22 protein-coding genes are annotated in these 20,975 nt (G+C 63.0%); 8 read left to right on the top strand and 14 right to left on the bottom strand.

The features are described from left to right. Position 1 precedes the first annotated feature (1 nt). The 4 genes from GA829_RS02130 to bcoG are packed head-to-tail and all read right to left on the bottom strand — an operon-like array spanning position 2 to position 3,836. Entirely contained in the window at positions 2-1,165 is a 1,164-nt protein-coding gene (locus tag GA829_RS02130) for an acyl-CoA dehydrogenase family protein (RefSeq protein WP_195176945.1), read from the bottom strand. Between the two features lie 4 nt (positions 1,166-1,169). Next, complete coding sequence (locus GA829_RS02125) at positions 1,170-2,267, bottom strand: carnitine 3-dehydrogenase (protein ID WP_195176944.1); 1,098 nt, start codon at positions 2,265-2,267, stop codon at positions 1,170-1,172. Next, complete coding sequence (locus tag GA829_RS02120) at positions 2,264-2,893, bottom strand: HD domain-containing protein (RefSeq protein ID WP_195176943.1); 630 nt, start codon at positions 2,891-2,893, stop codon at positions 2,264-2,266. The genes GA829_RS02125 and GA829_RS02120 overlap by 4 nt, the downstream gene beginning before the upstream one ends. A gap of 25 nt (positions 2,894-2,918) precedes the next feature. Beyond that, positions 2,919-3,836, bottom strand: coding sequence for a 3-dehydrocarnitine:acetyl-CoA trimethylamine transferase BcoG (bcoG, locus tag GA829_RS02115; protein ID WP_195176942.1), 918 nt, complete (start codon positions 3,834-3,836; stop codon positions 2,919-2,921). Positions 3,837-3,913: 77 nt separating this feature from the next. On the opposite strand from bcoG, the gene GA829_RS02110 reads away from it, so the two are divergent. Next, a complete protein-coding gene (locus tag GA829_RS02110) occupies positions 3,914-4,894 on the top strand; it encodes a GlxA family transcriptional regulator (protein WP_195176941.1) in 981 nt (326 codons plus the stop codon). A gap of 116 nt (positions 4,895-5,010) precedes the next feature. Here GA829_RS02110 and GA829_RS02105 read toward each other — a convergent pair whose 3' ends face one another. From GA829_RS02105 to xylA, 3 genes are all read right to left on the bottom strand, one after another. Next, complete coding sequence (locus GA829_RS02105; RefSeq protein WP_195176940.1) at positions 5,011-5,217, bottom strand: hypothetical protein; 207 nt, start codon at positions 5,215-5,217, stop codon at positions 5,011-5,013. A 165-nt stretch (positions 5,218-5,382) separates the two neighbouring features. Continuing rightward, positions 5,383-5,853, bottom strand: coding sequence for a GNAT family N-acetyltransferase (locus tag GA829_RS02100; RefSeq protein WP_195176939.1), 471 nt, complete (start codon positions 5,851-5,853; stop codon positions 5,383-5,385). Positions 5,854-5,946: 93 nt separating this feature from the next. Beyond that, entirely contained in the window at positions 5,947-7,272 is a 1,326-nt protein-coding gene (gene xylA / locus GA829_RS02095; protein ID WP_195176938.1) for a xylose isomerase, read from the bottom strand. Between the two features lie 132 nt (positions 7,273-7,404). Here xylA and GA829_RS02090 point away from each other — a divergent pair, with 132 nt between their 5' ends. Next, positions 7,405-7,767 (top strand): nuclear transport factor 2 family protein, encoded by a 363-nt coding sequence (locus GA829_RS02090; RefSeq protein WP_195176937.1) that lies wholly within the window; start codon positions 7,405-7,407, stop codon positions 7,765-7,767. A gap of 65 nt (positions 7,768-7,832) precedes the next feature. On the opposite strand, the gene xylB is transcribed toward GA829_RS02090, so the two are convergent. The 4 genes from xylB to GA829_RS36515 all read right to left on the bottom strand — a co-directional run bounded on the left by xylB (position 7,833) and on the right by GA829_RS36515 (position 11,695). Then, complete coding sequence (xylB, locus tag GA829_RS02085; RefSeq protein ID WP_195176936.1) at positions 7,833-9,287, bottom strand: xylulokinase; 1,455 nt, start codon at positions 9,285-9,287, stop codon at positions 7,833-7,835. A gap of 81 nt (positions 9,288-9,368) precedes the next feature. After that, positions 9,369-10,691, bottom strand: a complete 1,323-nt coding sequence (locus GA829_RS02080; RefSeq protein WP_195176935.1) for a tetratricopeptide repeat protein — start codon at positions 10,689-10,691, stop codon at positions 9,369-9,371. 98 nt (positions 10,692-10,789) lie between these two features. Next, on the bottom strand, positions 10,790-11,413 hold the full coding sequence (locus tag GA829_RS02075) for a LysE family translocator (protein WP_195176934.1): 624 nt from the start codon (positions 11,411-11,413) through the stop codon (positions 10,790-10,792). A gap of 159 nt (positions 11,414-11,572) precedes the next feature. After that, positions 11,573-11,695, bottom strand: a complete 123-nt coding sequence (locus tag GA829_RS36515; protein ID WP_258052091.1) for a hypothetical protein — start codon at positions 11,693-11,695, stop codon at positions 11,573-11,575. Between the two features lie 227 nt (positions 11,696-11,922). Here GA829_RS36515 and GA829_RS02070 point away from each other — a divergent pair, with 227 nt between their 5' ends. The 6 genes from GA829_RS02070 (at position 11,923) to GA829_RS02045 (ending at position 18,031) form a co-directional block, all read left to right on the top strand. Beyond that, complete coding sequence (locus GA829_RS02070) at positions 11,923-12,693, top strand: L,D-transpeptidase (RefSeq protein WP_195176933.1); 771 nt, start codon at positions 11,923-11,925, stop codon at positions 12,691-12,693. Between the two features lie 158 nt (positions 12,694-12,851). Beyond that, positions 12,852-14,018, top strand: coding sequence for a diphosphate--fructose-6-phosphate 1-phosphotransferase (locus GA829_RS02065; protein WP_195176932.1), 1,167 nt, complete (start codon positions 12,852-12,854; stop codon positions 14,016-14,018). A 13-nt stretch (positions 14,019-14,031) separates the two neighbouring features. Further along, positions 14,032-14,751, top strand: coding sequence for an MBL fold metallo-hydrolase (locus GA829_RS02060; RefSeq protein WP_195176931.1), 720 nt, complete (start codon positions 14,032-14,034; stop codon positions 14,749-14,751). A 258-nt stretch (positions 14,752-15,009) separates the two neighbouring features. Continuing rightward, positions 15,010-16,545, top strand: a complete 1,536-nt coding sequence (locus GA829_RS02055; RefSeq protein ID WP_195176930.1) for a DegQ family serine endoprotease — start codon at positions 15,010-15,012, stop codon at positions 16,543-16,545. A gap of 140 nt (positions 16,546-16,685) precedes the next feature. Further along, positions 16,686-17,294, top strand: a complete 609-nt coding sequence (locus tag GA829_RS02050) for a molybdopterin-dependent oxidoreductase (protein WP_195176929.1) — start codon at positions 16,686-16,688, stop codon at positions 17,292-17,294. After that, positions 17,291-18,031 (top strand): ferredoxin reductase, encoded by a 741-nt coding sequence (locus GA829_RS02045; protein WP_195176928.1) that lies wholly within the window; start codon positions 17,291-17,293, stop codon positions 18,029-18,031. The genes GA829_RS02050 and GA829_RS02045 overlap by 4 nt, the downstream gene beginning before the upstream one ends. Before the next feature lie 18 nt (positions 18,032-18,049). Here GA829_RS02045 and GA829_RS02040 read toward each other — a convergent pair whose 3' ends face one another. From GA829_RS02040 to GA829_RS02030, 3 genes are read right to left on the bottom strand one after another with little or no spacing between them, the layout of a single operon-like run. Then, complete coding sequence (locus GA829_RS02040) at positions 18,050-19,522, bottom strand: nucleotidyltransferase family protein (RefSeq protein WP_195176927.1); 1,473 nt, start codon at positions 19,520-19,522, stop codon at positions 18,050-18,052. After that, positions 19,522-20,214 (bottom strand): glycosyltransferase family 2 protein, encoded by a 693-nt coding sequence (locus tag GA829_RS02035; protein WP_258052090.1) that lies wholly within the window; start codon positions 20,212-20,214, stop codon positions 19,522-19,524. The genes GA829_RS02040 and GA829_RS02035 overlap by 1 nt, the downstream gene beginning before the upstream one ends. After that, positions 20,199-20,951, bottom strand: a complete 753-nt coding sequence (locus GA829_RS02030) for a glycosyltransferase family 2 protein (protein ID WP_195176926.1) — start codon at positions 20,949-20,951, stop codon at positions 20,199-20,201. The genes GA829_RS02035 and GA829_RS02030 overlap by 16 nt, the downstream gene beginning before the upstream one ends. Positions 20,952-20,975 lie beyond the last annotated feature (24 nt).

Raw genomic sequence — 20,975 nt, 5'->3', positions numbered from 1 at the left:
ATCAGGCTCCGAACGGGCGCAGCAGCGCCCGTGAAATGATGTGGCGCTGGATTTCCGACGTGCCTTCCCAGATGCGCTCGACGCGGGCGTCTCTCCAGATGCGCTCCAGCGGCAGGTCGTCCATCAGGCCCATGCCGCCATGGATCTGGATCGCCTCATCGGCGACGAAAGCGAGCATTTCGGTGGCCTTCAGCTTGGCCATGGCCATGTCCTGATCGGTGACGGTGCCTTGATCGTACTTCCACCCGGCTTCGAACACCATCAGGTCGGCGGCCTTCAGTTCTGTCGCCATATCGGCGAGCTTGAACGACACGCCCTGGAACTTGCCGATCTGCTGGCCGAACTGCTGGCGCTGCGCGGCGTATTCGACCGCATGGCCAAGCGCGCGCTCGGCGCGGCCCAGACAGGTGGCGCCGACCTGCAGGCGGGTGGCGCCGAGCCACGAATTGGCGACGTCAAAACCCTTGTGAACCTCGCCCAGAACCTGGCTTGAAGGCAGCCGGCAATCATCGAACTCGAGAATGGCGTTGGTATAGCCGCGATGCGAGACGTTGCGGTAGCCGTCGCGCACCGTGAAACCCTTGGTGCCCTTGTCGACGAAGAAGGCGGTGATCTTCTTGCGCTTGCCGCGCGGAGCCTCCTCTTCGCCTGAGGCCATGAAGACGATGGCGAAGTCGGCAAGGTCGGCATGGCTGATGAAATGCTTGGTGCCGTTCAGCACCCAGTCGTCGCCGTCCTGAACCGCGGTCGCCTTCATGCCGCGCAGGTCGGAGCCGGCGCCTGGCTCGGTCATCGCCAGGCAGTCCCATTTCTCGCCGCGAATGCAGGGGAACAGATACTTCTCGCGCTGCTCCGGTGTGCCGGCCAGCAGGATGTTGGAAGGCCGCGCCACGCAGGTCCAGTGCAGCGCGTAGTTGGCGCGGCCAAGCTCCTTCTCGTAGAGCAGCCAGGTCACCGTATCGAGGCCCGCGCCACCGACATCGGCCGGCATGTTGGCGGCATAGAGCCCGGCCACGATCGCCTTGGCCTTGATCTCCTCGATCAGCTCGCGGCGCAGCACGCCGGTGCGCTCCACCTCGCGCTCATGCGGGTAAAGCTCGTTCTCGACGAACGCCCGCGTTGTCTCGACGATAAGCTTCTGTTCCTCCGAAAGACCGAAATCCATCGCCTCAGCCCTTCTTCTTGCCGCTCTTTTTCTTCTCGGCTTTCTTCACTGGCTTGCCGGCCTTAGCCTTCTCAGCCGACTTGGAAGCGGTCGGCTTCTTCGCCGCCAGCTTGGCCAGCTGCCTGGTATAGTCCTTGTGCAAGGCGCCGGCGCCCCAACCCTTGCCTTTGTTCTGCTTCGACAGCGCGTCCATGATGGCGACCAGATTGTCGTCGCGGATCTTTTCCAACTCGCGGATCGACAGGCCATGCGCCTGGTCATCCGACTGCGTGGCGATCAGGTCGACCAGCTCGTCATTGAATTCCGGCACGTCGGTCAGCTTGGTCCACGGCCATTGCAGGCAAGGCCCGAACTGCGCCATGAAGTGGCGCATGCCGGCTTCGCCGCCGGCGACGCGGTAAACCTGGAACATGCCCATCTGCGCCCAGCGCAGGCCGAAGCCGTAGCGCATGATGTCGTCGAGCTCCTCGACCGTGCAGATGCCGTCCTTGATCAGCCACAGTGCCTCGCGCCAGGCCGCTTCGAGCAGGCGGTCGCCGACGAAAGCCTCGATCTCCTTGCGGATGACAACCGGCTTCATGCCGATCGAGGCATAGATTTCCTTGGCGACCTCGATTGCCTCGGGGAAGGTCTGGTCGCCGCCGACAATCTCGACCAACGGCAGGAGATAGACGGGATTGAATGGATGGCCGACGACCAGCCGCTCCGGATGCTTCTTCATCGCCACCTGCATGTCGGTCGGCTTGATGCCGGAGGTGGACGAACCGATAATGGCGTTCGCCGGTGCGTGTGTATCGATCTCGGCCAGCACGCGATGCTTGAGGTCGAGCCGTTCCGGCACGCTCTCCTGGATGAAATCGGCGTCCACCACGGCCTCGGCGATGGTCTTGGCAAAGGTGAGCTTGCCTTCCTTCGGCAGGCCACCCGGAACCATTTGCTTGTAAGCGCGGCGCGCGCCCTTCATCACTTCGCTGACTTTGCGCGACGCCTCCGGATCGGGATCGAAGATCGACACGTCGATGCCGTTCAGCAGAAGCCGCGCGACCCAGCCGGCGCCGATGACACCGCCACCAATGGCGGCAGCCTTGTTGATGATGCTCATGCGGACGCTCCGGTTCTTGCTTTGGCTGTTTGGGGATCGATGAGAGGCACGCGCTCGCCGGCGCGGATCACCTGTGGGTCGTAGGCCTTGCGGGCAAAGACGTCGATGACGAAGGGCCTGAAGAATTCGATCGGCAGCGTGTCGTAGTCCGGGTCGAAGCTCGACTGGTCCCAGCGTTCGCAGAACTGGTCGCAGTCGTCGAAATAGGCGTGGCCGGCGAAGCGGTCGCGCGCGTGCCGGTTGCCGCCGAGATGATGCGCATAATAGAGGCGCTGGAAGTCGCCATGCTTCTCCACCACCCAGGTGCATTGCTCGCGCACGAAGGGCTTCAGGATCGAAGCGGCGTATTCGTCGTGATTGTAGGGTGCGTAGATGTCGCCGATGTCATGCAGCACGGCGCAAGCGATCCAGTCGGCGTCGGCGCCATCGCGCCAGGCACGCGTCGCCGCCTGCAGCGAATGGCCGAGCCGGGTGATCTTGTAGCCGGACAGGCCTTCGTCGAGCTGCACCAGCGCATTGAGCAGCCGTTCGCCGGTCCTGGCGGCATAGTCGGTCTCATGGGCGGTCAGAAACGCGTAGTCGTCCCTGTCGCCATCTTTCATCGCGGTGAACTTGACCGTTGTCATGCCGACCTCCCGGACTGTGTTCAGTTCATGCCGCGATTGGCGCGCGTTTCGTCAGGTTGAGCTTCTTGCGCACTTCTTCCGGCCCGATGATCCGGGCGCCCAGATTGGTGACGATGCTGGCGGCGCGTTCGACCAACTGCGCGTTGGTCGCCAGCACGCCCTTGTCCAGCCAGAGATTGTCTTCCAGCCCGACGCGGACGTTGCCGCCGGCCAGCACGGCTGCAGCCGCGTAGGCCATCTGGTTGCGGCCGATGGCAAAGGCCGACCAGTTCCATGTCGACGGCACATTGTTGACCATGGCCATGAAGGTGTTGAGGTCGTCGGGCGCACCCCACGGCACGCCCATGCAGAGCTGCACCAATGCGTCCGGGTTCAGCACCTTCTCCTCGACCAGTTGCTTGGCGAACCACAAATGGCCGGTGTCGAAGGCCTCGATCTCCGGCTTGACGCCCAGTGCCGTCATCATGCCGCCCATGGCGCGCAGCATGCCGGGCGTGTTGGTCATGACATAGTCGGCTTCGGCGAAATTCATCGTACCGCAATCGAGCGTGCAGATTTCCGGCAGGCACTGGCGCACATGTTCCATGCGGTTGGTGGCACCGCCCATGTCGGTGCCCCTTTCGTTGAGCGGCAGCGGCGTCTCGGGCGAACCGAACACCATGTCGCCACCCATGCCGGCGGTCAGGTTCAGGATGACGTCGACTTCCGCCTCGCGGATACGCTCGGTCACCTCGCGGTAGAGGTGCACGTCGCGCCTGGGCTTGCCGGTTTCGGGGTCGCGCACATGGCAGTGGACGATGGCGGCACCCGCCTTGGCCGCATCGATGGCCGAATCGGCGATCTGCTTGGGCGAGCGCGGCACATGCGGGCTGCGATCCTGCGATCCGCCCGAGCCGGTCACGGCACAGGTAATGAAAACCTCACGGTTCATCGCTAGCGGCATCGAAATCCTCCCAGAACAGACTGTGGGCCAAGAATGCCTGACTTGCCGGAAACTGTTTTGCGTTTTACGAAGGTGATATGATAAAAAGCGAAAAACTGACAATCTTTCGTTCTGAACGTGCGCCGCTGAAGGTCACACTGCTGGTGTTTTCCGGCTCATCGATCATGTGCGTGGCCTCGGCCGTCGATCCCTTGCGTGCCGCCAACCGCATTTCTGGCGAGACCTTGTTCGACTTCAAGCTGGTCTCGGTCACCGGGGACGCGGCGGTCACCACCTGCGGCCTGCCGGTGGCGGTGAGCGGCCGCTTCGATCCAGATGATCAGACCGACGTTCTGGTTGTCGTCGCCGGTTTCGGTACCCAGAACTATGCCACATCGGCGCTGCTTTCCGGCCTGCGTCGCGCTGCGCGGACGGCGCGCGCCTGCGGCGGTGTCGAGGCCGGCACCTGGCTGGTGGCGCGCGCGGGCTTGCTGGAAGGGCGCAGCGCCACCACCCATTGGGAAGACATGGAGGATTTCTCTTCCGCCTTTCCCGGCGTCGACGTTCGTCCGGACCGCTATGTCATCGACGGGCCGGTCTTCACCTCGGGCGGCGCTTCGCCGACGTTCGATCTGATGTTGCACCTGATTCGCACGCGCCTCGGCATGGCGGTGGCGCTCGATGTGGCGAGCGTGTTCATCTACGACCAGGCGCGCGCCGCCACCGACGCGCAACCGCTGGTCTCGCTTGGCCGGCTTGACGGCTTCGATCCGCGCCTGGCGCAAGCCATCCGCTTGATGGAATCGCATGTCGACCAGCCGCTGACCATCGCCGCCGTCGCCAAACGCGCCGGCGTGACGGCGCGAACGCTGGAGAGCATCTTTCGCAAATCGATCGGCGAGACGCCGGGCGCCTATTATCTCAGGCTGCGTCTGGGCGCGGCACGCCGGCTGGTTGTCGATACCAGGGTGGCGATGGCTGATATCGCCGGGCGGACGGGATTTTCGTCCGCCGCGGCATTTTCGAGAGCTTTTTCCCGAGCTTTTGGCGAAGCGCCGGTCAGGCTGCGCCGGGGATAGAGCAATTCCAGGAAAAGTGTGACACGGTTTTCCGGCCGGAATTGCGTAAAAACAAAGGTATAGAGCGTGTCGGCGTTTCCGTGAAACGATGAACCGCTCTAGTTTTCAGGGTCGAATCAAGCCGCGTCTTGACGGTCGCCGCCGTCGATCTGCGAGCGCATCTGTTTGACCAGCCGGAGTTCGAAGCGGTTGCTGACCGCGCGATCCCACTCGTTCAGGACTTTCGCATCGTCGGATTTCCTCGGCAGCGCCATCAGCCTGTCGATGATCGATCCGGTCTCGCCGAGTGAGAGCAGGGCGTCGATTTCACGTTCGTGCTGCATATCGGTTCGCCTCCTTATTCCTACCCGCCACGTGCCCTTCTTATACGAGCTACGTGACGGCTGTTTGAAGGCAAGAGCGAGGTCATTGAGGGGCGATCAAGGGCAAAACCGTGTCGTTGGAGCCGGCTTTGAGCGTAAGCGATTCCCCACGCCAGATCGGACTGTTTACAGCCGCTTCTCGAACAGCACGGTGGTGAAGCCGCTGTCCCATTCGTCATCGGGATAGCGGTCTTTTTCGACATAGCCGAGTGCCTTGTAGACATGCTGTGCGCGCTCGTTGAACGTGTCGGTTTCGAGCCGCGCCTGCGGGAAGCCGGCGGCACCGATGGCCTGTTCGGCATACGACAGCAGCCTGCGGCCGACACCCTGGCCTTGATGCCCGGCACTGATATGCAGCGCCTCGATGAAATCATCGCGCCAGTGGATCAGGCCGGCGATGCCGCCGTCGATCTCGGCCACGAAGAAATCCGGCCAGCTTTCATCGGCATAGCGACCGCCAATGCTGGTTTCGACGTAGCGCCGTGCCGCCGCCGCAGTGATGTGGGGAAGCCAGGTCCCTTCGAACGTCTCCTGCAGCACCTTTTTCAGGGCCGCGACATCGCTCTGCCGGGCCTTGCGCACCGTGATCTCCGTCATGGCCGTCTCCTCTCGCTTGGGAGAGCTGACTAGCAAACGGCGATCACGGCGGCTTTCAGCCAAGCGCGGCGGATGTCGGTCCAGCGATCTGCTTCAGACGTAGCGGTTGACGATGTTCTCCAGCAATTCCTGGCGGCCGGAGCGCGGTTGCGGCTCGATCTTCTTCTTCACCACGCGCTCGGCAATGTCCTCGAGCGTGCGCTTGCCCGAGAGCATCGCCTTGCCTTCAGCTGTGCTCCAGCCGGCGTAGCGCTCGGCCAGCGGCGCGGACAGCGCCTTGTCCTCGACCATGCGGGCTGCCGCCTTCAGGCCGCGAGCGCAGCAATCCATGCCGCCGATATGGCCGATCAGCAGATCCTGCGGATCGAGCGACTGGCGGCGCAGCTTGGCATCGAAATTGGTGCCGCCTGTCTTGAACCCGCCGGCCTGCAGAACCTGATAATAGGCCAGCGCCATTTCAGGCACGTTGTTGGGGAACTGGTCGGTGTCCCAGCCCGACTGGTAGTCGTTTCGGTTCATGTCGATCGAACCGAAAATGCCGAGCGCATTGGCCAGCGCCAGTTCATGCTCGAAGGAATGGCCGGCGAGGATCGCGTGGCCCTGCTCGATGTTGAGCTTGACCTCCTTTTCCAGCCCGAAGCGCTTGAGGAAGCCATAGACCGTGGCGACATCGTAATCGTATTGGTGCTTGGTCGGCTCCTGCGGCTTCGGCTCGATCAGGATCGTGCCTTTGAAGCCGATCCTGTGCTTGTAGTCGACCACCATGTTGAGGAAGCGGCCGGCTTGCTCCTGCTCGCGGGCAAGATCGGTGTTGAGAAGTGTTTCATAACCCTCGCGGCCGCCCCACAGCACATAATTCTCGCCTTTCAGCCGCTTGGTGACGTCCAGGCAGCTCTTCACCGTCGCCGCCGCATAGGCGAACACATCCGGATCGGGATTGGTGGCCGCGCCTGACATGAAGCGGCGGTTGGAGAAGAGGTTGGCGGTCCCCCAGAGCAGCTTGACGCCGGTCTTCTTCATCTTGGCGGCGAAATAGTCCGCGATCTCATCAAGGCGCGCGGCGCTCTCGGAAAAATCCTTGCCTTCGGGGCGTACATCGGCGTCGTGGAAGCAGAAATAGGGCGCGCCGAGCAGGGAAAACATCTCGAAGGCGACATCGGCCTTGAGCTTGGCCAGCTCCATCGTGTCGGTGCCGCCCGCCTTGGGAAACCATGGCCGGTCAAAGGTCTGGCCGCCGAATGGATCACCGCCCGGCCAGGCGAAGGAATGCCAGTAGGCGACGGCGAAGCGCAGGTGGTCTTCGAGCCGCTTGCCGGCCACCACTTCATCCGGATTGTAGAAGCGATAGGCGAGCGGATTGGTCGAATCCGGACCTTCATATTTGATCTTGCTGATGTCGCCGAAAAATCCGCTGCTCATGTTTTTTTCCTCTCGAAGTGTCGCGCTGATTACCTCAGGTAATTCGTCTTGATTACCTCAGGCGTAATTGGTTTCGTTCTTTCGCTGGTCGAAAAGGCTCATGTCAAAACCGCCCAACAAAGGAGACAGACCATGACCGACCTCAACAAGATCGCCGAAGGCTACATCACCGCCTGGAACGAGAGCGATGCGGACCGCCGCGCAGCCTTGCTCAAGGCGACCTTCACCGAAGACGTCAGCTACCGCGATCCGCTCATGCAGGGTGACGGCCATGCCGGCGTCGCCGCGCTCATCGATGGCGTGCAGCAGCGCTTTGCCGGCTTCCGGTTTTCGCTGAAGGGAACGCCGGACGGCTTCGCCGACACAATCCGCTTCTCTTGGAATCTGGGACCTGAAGGCACGGAGTCCGTCATCGAAGGCACCGATATCGGCACCATCGAAAACGGCCGCCTCAAGAGCGTTACCGGCTTTCTCGACAAGATCCCGGCACAATAGGGTAGTCGGCATGGCAGCCGGGCTGTGCACGCCCGGCTGTCTGATGCCGTGCGGCGGAAGGAGCGTCACGCCGTGGCGCCCTTGATCGCCGGATAGAGCGCCCGGTAGCGCTGATAGGCATCGGCATAGGCATCGCCAAGTGCTGTATCCGGTTCGATTGTCGCGTCGGTCCTGGGCGCGGTGCAGACGCTGAGTGGATCGGCGCCGGTCGCCGCGATCAGGCCAAGCCTTGCAGCGCCGAAGGCGGCACCGAAATCGCCATCGGCGGGAATGTCGACAGGCAATTGCAGCGCGGTGGCGATCGACTTCAACCAATAGCGCGAACGCGAACCGCCGCCGATCGCGGTCACCCGCGTCAAAACAGTGCCGGCCAAGGCCAAGGCTTCGAGACTGTCGCGGAAGGCAAATGCAACACCCTCGAGCACGGCCTGGGTCAACACCGCGCGGCTCGATTCATGCGCCAGACCGGTGAACGAGCCGCGAATGGCGGAGTCGTTGTAGGGCGTGCGCTCGCCCGAGAGATAGGGCAGGAAGGAAACGCCGCTCGGTGCCTTGAGCGTGTCGCCGAGTTCCGTGGTCAACTCGCCGGCACTTTTGCCGGTAATCTCGCAAAGCCAGTTCAGCGAATCGGTCGCCGACAGGACGACACCCATCTGGTGCCAGGTGTCGGGCAGGGCGTGACAGAACGTGTGGACAGCACTTGCCGGATTGGGCAGATAGCTGGCATTGGCCGCAAACAGCACGCCCGAGGTGCCAAGCGAAACAAAGGCATGTCCAGCTCCCACCGTGCCCATGCCGCAGGCCGAGGCCGCATTGTCGCCCGCGCCGCCCGCGATCGGAATGCCAGCCTGCATGCCCCACTTCGACGCAAGCTCACCGCGCAATGCGCCAGCCTTGTCGGTGCCTTCGACCAGCGACGGCATCTGTCTGTCGTCGAGAGAGGTCGCGGCCAGCAATTCGGAAGACCAGCGCCGCTGGCCGACATCGAGCCAGGCGGTGCCGGCCGAATCCGACATTTCCGACATGTGCTCGCCGGACAGCCAGAGCCGCAGGAAATCCTTGGGCAGGAGCACCTTCGCCACTCTGGCGAAGATGCCGGGTTCGTTGTTCTTCACCCAGGCGAGTTTTGGCGCGGTGAAGCCGGGAAAGACGATGTTGCCGGTCAAGCTGCGGAAGCGTGGGTCGGCGTCGAGCCTGGCTGCCTCGGCATGGCTGCGTGTATCGTTCCACAGGATGCAAGGCCGCAGCACCTGGTCGGCGGCATCGAGCAAGGTGGCGCCATGCATGTGGCCGGATAGGCCGATGCCTTTCACCGCCGCGAGCTGCGCCGGATGAGACGACTTCAGCGCGGCGATCGCCTCTTCGCAGGCGCGGATCCAGTCGGCGGGGTTCTGTTCGGACCAGCCGGGGTGCAGCCGCGACACGTCGAGTGACGCATGGCCGGAGCCGACGACAGTCTGTCCGGCATCGATCAGCAGCGCCTTGACGCCTGACGTGCCCAGATCGAGGCCAAGATACATGCTTTCCTCCCTATACCAGTAATTTTTTCGAGTCCCGAAAAAATATGGCCAGCCAGTTTTTAGGGCAAGATCCGCTTCGGGTCAATTCTCAGACAAATCGAAAGCGCGCCGCGAGAACAATGCCGACAGCGGACTGTCCGGCCGCGCCAGCGCGCGTTCGGCCGCGAGCGCCCGCGCCAGGGGGTGGTCGCCGGAGCGAAACGCCGCCTCGATCAGCGTCAGGTCGATGACGTCGCGCTGGGCATGGCTGCCGCCGAAGCGGTGCGCAATCGCCCGAATGGGCCGGATAAGCCGCACCGTTTCCGCGTAGTTGCCGTCACCGAAGGCCTTGATCGCGAGCGTCAAGGGGTGGCCGACTTCCAGGGTGAAGGCGGCATTGTCGTCGCTGGCTCGCATTGCCTCGCGCTGCGCGTCGAGCAGGCCGCTTGCCTGTGCGTGGAGGCCGGCGCCGACAAAGGCCATCATCGCGTGCGCATCGTTGAAGGCATAGTTGCCGCCGCCGGCCTTCTGCCAGTTGTCCGCGAGTGTCGTCCAGCGGTCGCCGACATCGACGCCTCCGAGAAAGAGCCGCCACAGGATCGCCGAGGCGTCGACCATGTTGAGTGCCATCGTCGACGGCGTGCCGTAGATCGGGCCGTCATAGAGCGCCAGCACCTCGCCGGTCTCGCCGAGGTCGTAGTGGAAAAGTGACAGGTGCCACCAATTGTGCACCTGCAGGAAGCTCTCCCTGGTCCACGCATCCGGATTGGCGCGCATCCAGGCGATGCCATCCTTTTGCCGGCTCTGCATTTCCATGACGTGGGCAACCGCATGCTGGGCCCAGCCATCCCGAGGCTCGATGTCGATCGCCATCCGTCCGAGTTTCTCGGCCCTGATATAATCGCCTGTCTCCTCCAGCCCGAAGGCCTGCATGCCCAGAACGGCATGGTAACCCGGCATGCCGCTTTTCCAGGACGGCAAGGCGCGCCCGATGCGGTCTCGCAGCATGCGCGAATTGCCGGTGAAAAAGTCGACCTGATGCCCCGTCAGCAGCGCTACCAGGTCGAGCGGATGGTCGATGGTGATGTCCTCCAGGATACGGGAGGCTTCATGCCAGCGCCCCTCGGCAAGATGGCCGAGGGCGGCGACATGCGCCTGCTCGCGCGTGTTGGCAGCCAGCGGCAGCGCCGCCTCGTGACATGCCTTGGCCATGGCGCTTGCCTCGCGCTCGGTGGCGAGGCCGAACAGATAGCCCTTGAACACATGCGCCATGACGAAGCCGGGATCCGCCGCGATGGCGCGGTCGGCGGAACCGACAGGGTCACCGATGAAACACTGCAACTCCCGCACAGCCTGACTGTAGGGTGAAAAACCAGCTTGCGTGGCGCCCGAAAAGGTCAGTCCGAATTCGTCCCTGATTGACATGCCTCGTCCCCCGAAGCTGCGCGAAAACCGACCCTAAAGCATCGACAACGGGAACGCCAAGCAGAAGTCTGCGCAGGTGATAGGCAGCTGATACGCTCTCAGTTGCCTGAACGCATGGCCATCGTGGCTATACCGGCGCCGACAAGCAGCGTACCGCCGGTGCGGTTGAAGATGCGGATCGCCTTCGGGCTGCGCACGACATTGCGCGCCCGTGCCGCGATCAGCGCGTAGCCGAAGGCATTGGCGAAGGCGAGCGCCAGGAAGGTGGTCTCGAAGATCAGCATCTGCGTCCAGAAATCGGCGTGCCGGTCGAGAAACTGCGGCAGGAAGGCAACGAAGAAGGTGATGCTCTTCGGGTTGAGCGCGGTGACCAACCAGGCATGCGCCATCATCTTCACCGAGGACACCGCGTCGGTACGCGGTTCAGCCTTCAGTGAGCCGCCGGCGCGAAACAGCTTTATGCCGAGATAGATCAGATAACCGGCGCCGATCAGCTTCAAGATGGTGAAGACGGTGGCCGAAGCCGCCAGCAGCGCGCCGATGCCCAGCATCGACAGGGTCATTGCGGTGAAGTCGCCCAGCGCCACGCCGACCGCCATCGGCAGCGCGGTGCGCCAGCCCTGGCCCAGCGCATAGGATACGACCAGAAGGATGGTCGGGCCCGGAATGACAAGAAGAATGGTCGACGCGGCGGCAAAGGCGGCCCAGTTTTCGAAGGACATGCTCGTCTCCTTTGAGCGTAAAGAAGAGGATAAATCCTTGAGGTGGGGAGAATGTAAAGAGGCTGGGTTTTTCTTTTTTTGCGCAATTTCCTGAGGCAAGGCCAGGCGCGGTTTTCCTGGGGTTGCCCTCAATTCAATTGCGCCAAAGGCAGCTTGGTGTCAGTTCACGCCGCTGATCGTGCTCACGATGTCGGCGAGGCTGACATTGGCACCAAGCACCAGGGCGGCCGCGGCAATGGCAGCGGCAAAAAGCTTGATGTCGGTTTTTAAGCTGTTGCACATGGGTTCCCCTCGATCGCGGTCCGAGAGGTAGAAAGCCTCGATGCCGGTATTATGACCTGACCGAGGTCATTTTGTGCCCGATCCTCCCAACCCGACAGTGGTGGCCGGCCCATCGCCGCCCCAAACGCAGGCAGCACAAGGCCTTCACGCTTTATCAACCATGATTGTTGAAAATGCCTGCTATCCGGCCGGACCGTGCTTCCCGCCGACAGCGTAGGGTTTGGTATATGCGTGAGTTGCCGCAAGGTCTGACGCCGCCGCGAGATGGCGACGCAATCGAAACCGATATTCTTCTTTCCCGCCGTGCCATCCTGTCCGGGGCAGGCGCCCTGGCCCTGCTCGGTGTCGCGGGGTGCTCGACCTCGGGCGGTGGTGGTCTTCCGGCGCTCGAACTCGATGATACCGTCACGGGCTCGGTGCGGCCGATCCGGCCAAGCATCAGCGTCGACAAGCACGTCACCAGCCCCGACCTGATGTATGCTTCGCTGACGGATGGTGGCTTCAATGTGCCTGAGGTGCCCTATCTCAAGGTCAAGCCCGAGTTCCGCCGCCAGATCGTCGTCGACAAGACCGGCGAGGCGCCCGGCACCATTGTCGTTCACCTGCAGGAACGCATGCTCTATCTGGTGCAGCCGGGCGGTGACGCGATCCGCTACGGCGTCGGCATCGGCAAGGACGGCTTCCGCTGGTCAGGCCGCGCCAACATTCAGTACGGCAAGGAATGGCCGACCTGGACACCGCCGCCGGAAATGATCGCCCGCAAGCCGGAACTGGTTAAATGGCAGGCCGGCCAGCCCGGCGGCTTGTCCAATCCGCTCGGCGCGCGTGCGCTCTATATCTTTCAGGACGGCAGGGATACCGGCTACCGCATCCATGGCTCGCCCGAGTGGTGGAGCATCGGCCAGGCGATGTCGTCGGGCTGCGTACGCTTGATCAATCAGGACATCATCGACCTCTACAGCCGCGTCTCCAAGAAAAACCCGGTCGTCGTCGTCTGAGCCGCAAGCCGCCCAAGCGGTTTCCTTCTTCTGCTTGAGCATGATCTCTTCCGAAAACCGGTTGCCACTTTTCGGGATCATGCTCAGGTTCTCCCGTTGCGCGATGCCGCAAGACAGGCGAATGTGCCTGTAAATTCATCGCTCGGGAGACGTCAGGAATGGCCGGAACTTTTGTCATCGCACAGGGCGGCGGTCCGACCGCCGTCATCAACCAGACGATGGTCGGGGCGACGCTGGAGATCCGCAAGCGGCATCCCGGCGCCAAGGTTCTCGGCTCCATCCACGGCGTGCGCGGCATTCGTGACGGCAACTATGTCGACCTTTCGGCCATCCCCGAGGACCGCTTGCGGCTGATCGCGGGAACGCCAAGCGCGGCCCTTGGCTCGACGCGCGACAAGCCGGATGCGGCTTATTGCGACGTGATCCTCAACGGGCTGAAGAAAGCCGGCGCCGACGCCTTCATCTATATCGGTGGCAACGACACCTCAGGCACGCAGCAGATCCTGACCGATGCCGCCGCCGGCTCGATCGCCTTTGTCCATGCGCCGAAAACCATCGACAATGATCTCGAGGAAAACGACCACACGCCGGGTTTCATTTCGGCGGCCGAATTCGTCGCCGGCGCGTTTCTGTCCGTCGATCTCGATTTCCGCGCATTGCCCGGCATCTATGTCGGCATCGTCATGGGCCGCCATGCCGGCTTCCTCACCGCAGCGGCCGCGGCATGGCAGCTTGATCCCGACAGTGGCCCGCATCTTGTCTACGTGCCGGAGCGTCCGTTCTCGGCAGCAGGCTTCATCGATGATGTGCGCGCCTCGCTCGACCGCCACAAGCGTTGCATCGTCGCTGTGTCGGAGGGCGTCAGCACCGCCGACGGCAAGGCGCTGGTCGAAAGCCTGGTGCCGCCGGAAAAGCTGGAACGCGACGCGCATGGCAATGTCAAACTGTCGGGCAGCGATCTGACCGCGGCACTTGAGCATGCGCTGGCCGAAGGACTGCCGGGCAAGCGGGCCCGCGTCGACGCGCTAGGCTACATGCCGCGCGGCTATGTCGGCGCCATCAGTGCGGTTGACGCGCAGGAAGCTTTTGACGCTGGAGCTTTCGCGGTCGGCGTCGCCGAACAGGGCGGCGGTTCCGTGGCGCTGCAATATGATGGCACAAGAACGGTCCTGAAGAAGGTGCCGCTGAAAAACGTAGCCGGCAAAACGCGCCACATGCCGGACGATTTCATGAAGCCTGACGTCAACCAGTTGTCCGAGGCCGGCATGGCCTATCTGAAGCGGCTGGTTCCGGAGAAATACAGGGTCGGGAAGCCCTTCGTTTGATGCCGGCTCTCTGATGGACAGCTGGTTCAGCAAGAGCATCGTCGACGACAAGACGACGATGCTGACAGAGCCGTTCGTGCATGATTTCGTGCGCGCCAACATCTGGCATCTGCGCGGCCGCGATGCCGACCTGCTGGTCGACACCGGCATGGGCATCTGCCCGCTGGCGCCTGAGATCGAAACGGAGACGGGCAAGCCGCTGCTGGTCGTCGCCACCCATATCCATCTCGACCATGTCGGTTCGCTGCACGAATTTCCGCTGCGGGCAGGGCCGAGGCAAAGTGCGGCGCAATTCGAGACCATGGACGAGGCCGTCACCTACGCCTACATGTTTCACAATCTTGACGATGCCGTCTCGAAACTGCCGGCAGGGGGCTGGAAGGCCACGGATTACACCATTCCGCCGGCCCCATTGACGCGGATTCTGGACGAAGGCGACATCGTCGATCTCGGCGATCGCCAGTTCCAGGTGCTGCACTTGCCCGGCCATTCGCCGGACTCGATCGCCCTGTTCGATGAAGCGGACGGACTGTTCTTCAGCGGCGACGCCATCTACGACAGCTGGCTGATCGACGACCTGCCGGACTCCGACAAGTCGGCCTATTACACAACGATGCAGCGTTTGCTGAACCTGCCGATCCGCATCGGTCACGGCGGTCACGGGCCGAGCTTCGACGGCAATCGGATGCGCGAGCTGGCCAGCGCCTATCTCAGGCGAAACGGCAGGATTTGAGCTTCGCAGCGGTTCCAGTTGGGCTGAGGAAACCACCGCGAGGTCGGCCATGCTTGCGGCGCCGAAGAATTAAATCTTTGTAATATATCAGGAAAAACCTATTTCGCCCGCAACTGCGTCCTAGATGAAGGTTGTCGACCGGGTCGGCTGCCGCAAAAATGCGAGACCGGCGGTCCCGAAGGCCGATACGCCGAATGGGCTGTTTTGCACCCCGCGACAGCCACGGTGCCGGACCAATTTCTCGCATGGACAACGACCATGTCATCCCTCCAGATTCTTCGCGGACATCGCGTCGCCGCATTGCTGGGCGCCGCGCTCATCATCAGCCCTGTCGCGTTTTCGGTCGTCAGGGCAAATCACGCCCAGGCCGGCACGATGACGCCCGTTGCCGGGGTGACGGCGCCCAACGGCTCGTTTGCCCCGATCGTCGCCGCCGACAAGCCGGCCGTGGTGACGGTCACCACCATCATGAAAGCGCAGCCCGAAGCGACGAGCGACGCCACCCCTTTCTCGGGCAACTCGCCTTTCGATGACTATTTCCGCCAGTTCTTCGGCGACCAGGGCATGCCCGGCCCAAGGACACCGCCTCAACAACAACAACCGCAGCGCTCAGAGGCGCTTGGGTCGGGCTTTATTGTCGCTGCCGACGGCACCATCGTCACCAACAATCACGTCGTCGACGGCGCGCAGTCGATCAAGGTTACGCTCGACGACGGCACGGAACTTCCCGCCAAGCTGGTTGGCCGCGACGCCAAGAACGATCTCGCGGTTCTCAAGATTTCGGCCTCGAGGCCGTTGCCGACTGTCAAATGGGGCGATTCCGACAAGCTGATGACCGGCGACCAGGTTCTGGCGATCGGCAATCCGTTCGGCATCGGCACCACGGTTACGGCTGGCATCGTCTCGGCGCGTGGCCGCGATCTGCACAGCGGGCCGTTTGACGATTTCATCCAGATCGACGCGCCGATCAATCATGGCAATTCCGGCGGGCCGCTGGTCGATACCAACGGCGATGTGGTCGGCATCAACACGGCGATCTATTCGCCCAACGGCGGCAGTGTCGGTGTCGGCTTCGCCATCCCGTCGGACCAGGCTCAAAAAGTGGTCGCCAAGCTGATGAAGGACGGCTCCATCCAATACGGCTATCTCGGCGTCGAGATCCAGCCGGTGACGCCGGATGTGGCGAGCGCCATTGGGCTCGATCATCCTGGCGGCGCGCTGGTATCGCAGATCAATGACGGCTCGCCGGCCGCCAAGGCCGGTGTCGAAACCGGCGACGTCATCACCAGCTTCGCGGGCCAGGCGATCAAGGACCCCAAGGATCTGTCGCGGGCCGTTGCCGATGTCTCGCCCGGCGCCAAGGAGCCGCTTGGCGTCTGGCGCAAAGGCAAGGCTGTCGACATGTCCGTTGATGTCGGACGCAACGGCGATGACGTGAAGACGGCTTCGGTGACGGACGGCTCCGGTGCTCCTGCTACCGAGGAGGGCTCTCGTATTCCGGCGATCGGTCTCGGCCTGATGGATATCACCCCTGATGTGCGCGAGCAGATGAACCTTGCCGCCAATCAGCATGGCGCGCTGGTCGCCAGGGTCAATCCTGACAAGGCAGCGGCTGCTTCCGGCATCCAGCCCGGCGACATCATCGTTGGCGTCAATCAGGTACCGGTGAAGAGCGCCAGACAGGCGACGCAGGCGATCGCGCAAGCCGGCAAATCCGGCAAGAAGTCGGTGCTGCTGCTGGTCGAGCGTGGCAGCGGACAAATCTACGTCGCGGTGCCTTTCGCCAACGGTTGAACGGCGCCTGGATGAACAGGGAAGCGGCAAGCCAGCCATGAGTTTGCCGCTTCCGGCCAAAAATTCCTGTTGCCCGCCAGGGCATCTTCGAGAAGACTGGGTGAGGCCGACATGCGGCCTTGCACAGAGAGATTGTTCCGATGGTCACGCGCGGCTTCTCCGGACGACGACCGCCAACCGACAACGATGCCCGCATCCCGCCCGGGCAGTATCTGGAGCAGGGATTTCCCGTCCTGTCGGCGGGGCCTACCCCGCGTGTGCGCGCCGAGGATTGGTCGTTCACGCTCAAGCACGGGCCGCGCCCGATCAAGAAATGGAATTGGGCCGAGTTCAACGCCCTGCCGTTGAGCAAGATGACACGCGACATCCATTGCGTGACGGCTTGGACCAAGTTCGATACGCCCTGGCAAGGCGTCCTGGTCGACGACATTCTGGCTGATGCGGGCATCGAGCCGCCGACCGATTTCACGCTGGCGCATTCCTTCGACGGCTATTCCACCAATGTGCCGACGAAAGATCTCACCATCGGCAAGGCGATGGTGGCGCTGCTCTACGAAGGCAAGCCGATCACGGCGGACCATGGCGGACCCGCGCGGCTGCTGGTGCCGCATCTCTATTTCTGGAAATCGGCCAAGTGGCTTACCGGGCTGCAGTTCACCGCGCGCGATGAACCCGGCTTCTGGGAATTGCGCGGCTATCATATCTATGGCGATCCGTGGCGCGAGCAGCGCTACACGAACGATCCATGAGCGAGGCGGCGCAGTCGCCCTGGCAGACAGCGATCATCAGCCGTGTTGAAAAACGCACGCCGCGTGTCACCAGTTTCTTTTTCCAGCCCTCGCGCCCGTTCGCCTACCTGGCCGGGCAGCATGTCGATGTCAGGCTGACCGCGCCGGACGGCTATCAGGCGCGCCGCTCCTATTCCATCGCCTCCGCGCCGGAAGCCGGGGAGACGATCGAACTGGCCATCGAAAAACTCGAAGACGGCGAGGTTTCGCCGTTCTTCCATGACGTGGCGGCGGTCGGTGACGAGGTCGAGCTGCGCGGGCCGCTGGGCGGCCATTTCGTCTGGTCCAGCAGCGATGAAGGGCCGCTTTTGCTCGTTGGCGGCGGTTCGGGCGTGGTCCCCCTGATGTCCATGGTCCGCCATCGCGCCGCGCGGAAATCGGCGGTGGCGGTCGCATTGGTGTTTTCGGCGCGGATCTGGGATGAGGTGATCTTTCGCGACGAATTGATCGGTCTCGACGATCGCAAGGATGGCTTCAATCTGGTGCTGACGCTGACGCGTGAACCTGCCCGGCGTCCAAGCGATTATGCGCGGCGCGTCGATGTCGCCATGATGGTGCAGGCGATAGGGCGGCTGCCCGCACCGCCCAGGCTTGCCTTTGTCTGCGGGTCGAACGCCTTCGTCTCGGCCGCTGCCCAGGCGTTGATCGATGCGGGCATCGCCCCGGAGGTCATCCGCACGGAGCGCTACGGAGTCTGATCCCTAACATCACCGTGATCAACTGGCTGGCGAGAATTCCGCCGACAGCAACTGGAATGGCAGCGCCCCATAGGCGGCGACGGTCCCCGCATTGTCCCATTCGCGAAACTGGCGTGAAGGCCGCGCCTCAAGCACCAAAGGTCGTCCTGCGCCGCCCAGTGTCACCCTGCCGCGAAAGCGGAGCACCCTTTCCTTGCCGGACCGGCTGATGACCATGGCGCGCAGCCGGGCGATATGGTCGTCGCCGGCATTGATCTCCATCTCGATGCGGCGCCGGACCGGTGGAACATCGATCCTGACGGTGAGATCCAGCATCATGTCTCCGCTCGCCTGCGGGCAAGGGATGATTTGCGAGAACACCATTGATGCCGGTGAAACATCGGTCTTGCGCCTCGCCAATCTGCCGCGCCAGGCGCTCGCAGGCGGCGCTTGCCGTGGCCGGCCCCTCTTTCGCTTCAGGCGCAACTGCTTGGCAAATCCGCGCGACAGCCAGACAAGGTTGCCGAAATCCGTGCGCGGCTTTGCTTGCAACAGCGCGGACCAGCGCGACAGGCCGGCACGGTCCGCCATCTCGACTGTTCTTGCCAGCACAGCCTCCGGAACTGGAATTCCGATGTCCAGGCCGAGATAGGAAAGCGCCACCGCCGCGGCGACGGCAATGCCGCGCCTGCTGACGATATCGGTGAAAACATCCCAATCGACATCGCCGCCATGGATGGCGACCGCGCAATCGACCAGCCAATCGCTGTGTGTGTGGGCGTCAAGGCCGCCATGCGCGATTGCCAGGGTCATGCGGTCGGCCGGGGAGGGGACGAACACACTGACGCCACTGAATGCGGCTGGAATGGCCCGCGCCCAGATCGCCACGTCATCCTCCGCGCTCGGCTGCGACCCGTCATAGCCGAGCTGGTGCAGGTCGATGTCGCCGAAACTGCCTTTGAAGAAATTCATCGACCGCAGCGACGGCAGCCGGGTCCGCAAATATTGCGGGCTGACGCCGGAAGCGATCTGCCAGTCGCGGCCGCGCAAGATGTCGAAGACCGTGGTCATGTCTCGCGGCCGCACCAAGATGTCGATGTCATGCGCCACCCGGCCGCGCTGCGCCGATGCATTGACGGCAATGCGGCTGGCGCCCTTGATCAGCATGATGTCGGCGCCGCCGTCGACCATCGCCTTCAGTGCCGGCTCGGCTTCGCGCATGGCCATGCGCGACTTGGTCCAAAGCATCTTCTGCAGGCCGACAAGGCGAGGATAGGCGGAGTGGCCGGCGAGCCTGCGGCCAAACCGGTCGGAAATCGCCGCCAGCAGCCGGTGTTCGCGGAAGGAAACGAGGTCGATGTCGTTTTCATCGAGCCAACGCGCCGCGTATTGGCAGGCTGCGTCCTCATCAGGAAGCAGTGCCGCCTTGAGCAACTGGTCGAGCTTGCCCGTCGGCCACGACCAGCCATAGTCGGGAAAGCGTTTGCTGATGCGGCGAAGTCCCTTGGCCATCAGCCAGCGTCCAGTTTGTTTTGCGCCCGGCGCTGCATGGCCAGCCGAACGACCTCGAGATAGCCTCGGTCGCGTGCCGGGTCGCGGCCATATGACAGGCTGCCGGGCCTGATGCGGCGCAGAGCCAGGATGTCGTCCAGCATATCCAGCCTGAAGTTGGCCTCGCGCGCACGGGCGATCCAATCGACCATATCGCCGCGCCCGCCTTGCGGATCGATGATCGGGCCAACGGCCTCGGCGACCTCTCGGCGGATCATCATCGTTGTCCGCGACCAGCCGGCTACACTGTTCCCCTCCGGCAAATCAGGCCGGTCATCGCGAAAATTTTGCCAATGCGTGAAGACACCCGACGTCTGGGGATGATGGTCAAGATGGGCGAGCTGTTTTTCGATCTTGTTGGGCAGCCACAGATCGTCGGCGTCCAGCGTGGCTATGAACGGGGTGGACAGCGCCGCGAAGCCTCTGGTGGTGGCACTGCCGGGCCCCGCATTCTCCTGCCTGAGCACGGTCACCGGCAGGCTCAAGGCTCCGATTGCAGCAATCGTATCGTCGGTCGAGCCATCATCGACGACGATGATGGCGCTGGCTTTGACCGTCTGCGCCAGCACCGAATTCAATGTCGCGGCGATGGTCGCGGCAGCGTTGAAGGCGGGAATGACGACGCCATAACCAGCCATCAGAGGAAGCGCCAATGTGCGAGTTCCCTGAAATCGAAGATCCCCTCGACCTTGCGCAACGAAGGATCGGCCCTGCGCCGCTTTATCGATTTGTGGATGGCACGCATGAATTCACGAAAAGGCACTTCGGCTTCCTTGGTCATGTTGCCTGGATGGCGTCGGTAGTAGAGTCCCACCGTATCGGGCATGGCGTATTTCGGGCCGCTCTCGAACACACGGAGCAAAAAGTCGGTGTCTTCCGCTTGCCTGAAATCCTCATCAAAACCGCCACTGCGGTCGATGAGGTCGCGGGTAAAAATTCCCGCCGAAAGATGAATCCCCCGCACGGTGATGCAATTGCTGTCGACGGCCGGCTCAAGCGTCTCATTGTCGAGCTTGTCGACCAGCGTCATGCGTGAATAGGTCACTTCAAGGTCGGGGTCTTCGCTGAAGCAGGCGAGGTCCGCCTTGAAGCGGCCAATCGGGGAAATGTCGTCAGAATCGAGGAAGGATACGTATTGCGTCTGCGGCAGCAACTGTCTCAGCCCGGCGTTGCGCGCCTTGGTCACTCCGCTATTGGCTTGCTGGAACAGACGAATGCATGTGCTTTCTCCGATCAAGGACCGCACCACCGCCGCCGAGCCATCGGTTGAACCATCGTCGATGACGATGACGTCGAGGTCGACATCATCGCGCTGCCTGATCAGCGAGCGGAGCGCGGAGCCGACGAAATGCTCGCGGTTATAGACCGGCATGATGACGCTCAGTTTCACCGCGCACCTCCATGCCGCCATTGT

The sequence above is a fragment of the Mesorhizobium sp. INR15 genome (assembly GCF_015500075.1).
In the GTDB taxonomy this organism is placed as follows: domain Bacteria; phylum Pseudomonadota; class Alphaproteobacteria; order Rhizobiales; family Rhizobiaceae; genus Mesorhizobium.
This window is presented reverse-complemented; position numbering and strand designations above follow the sequence as displayed.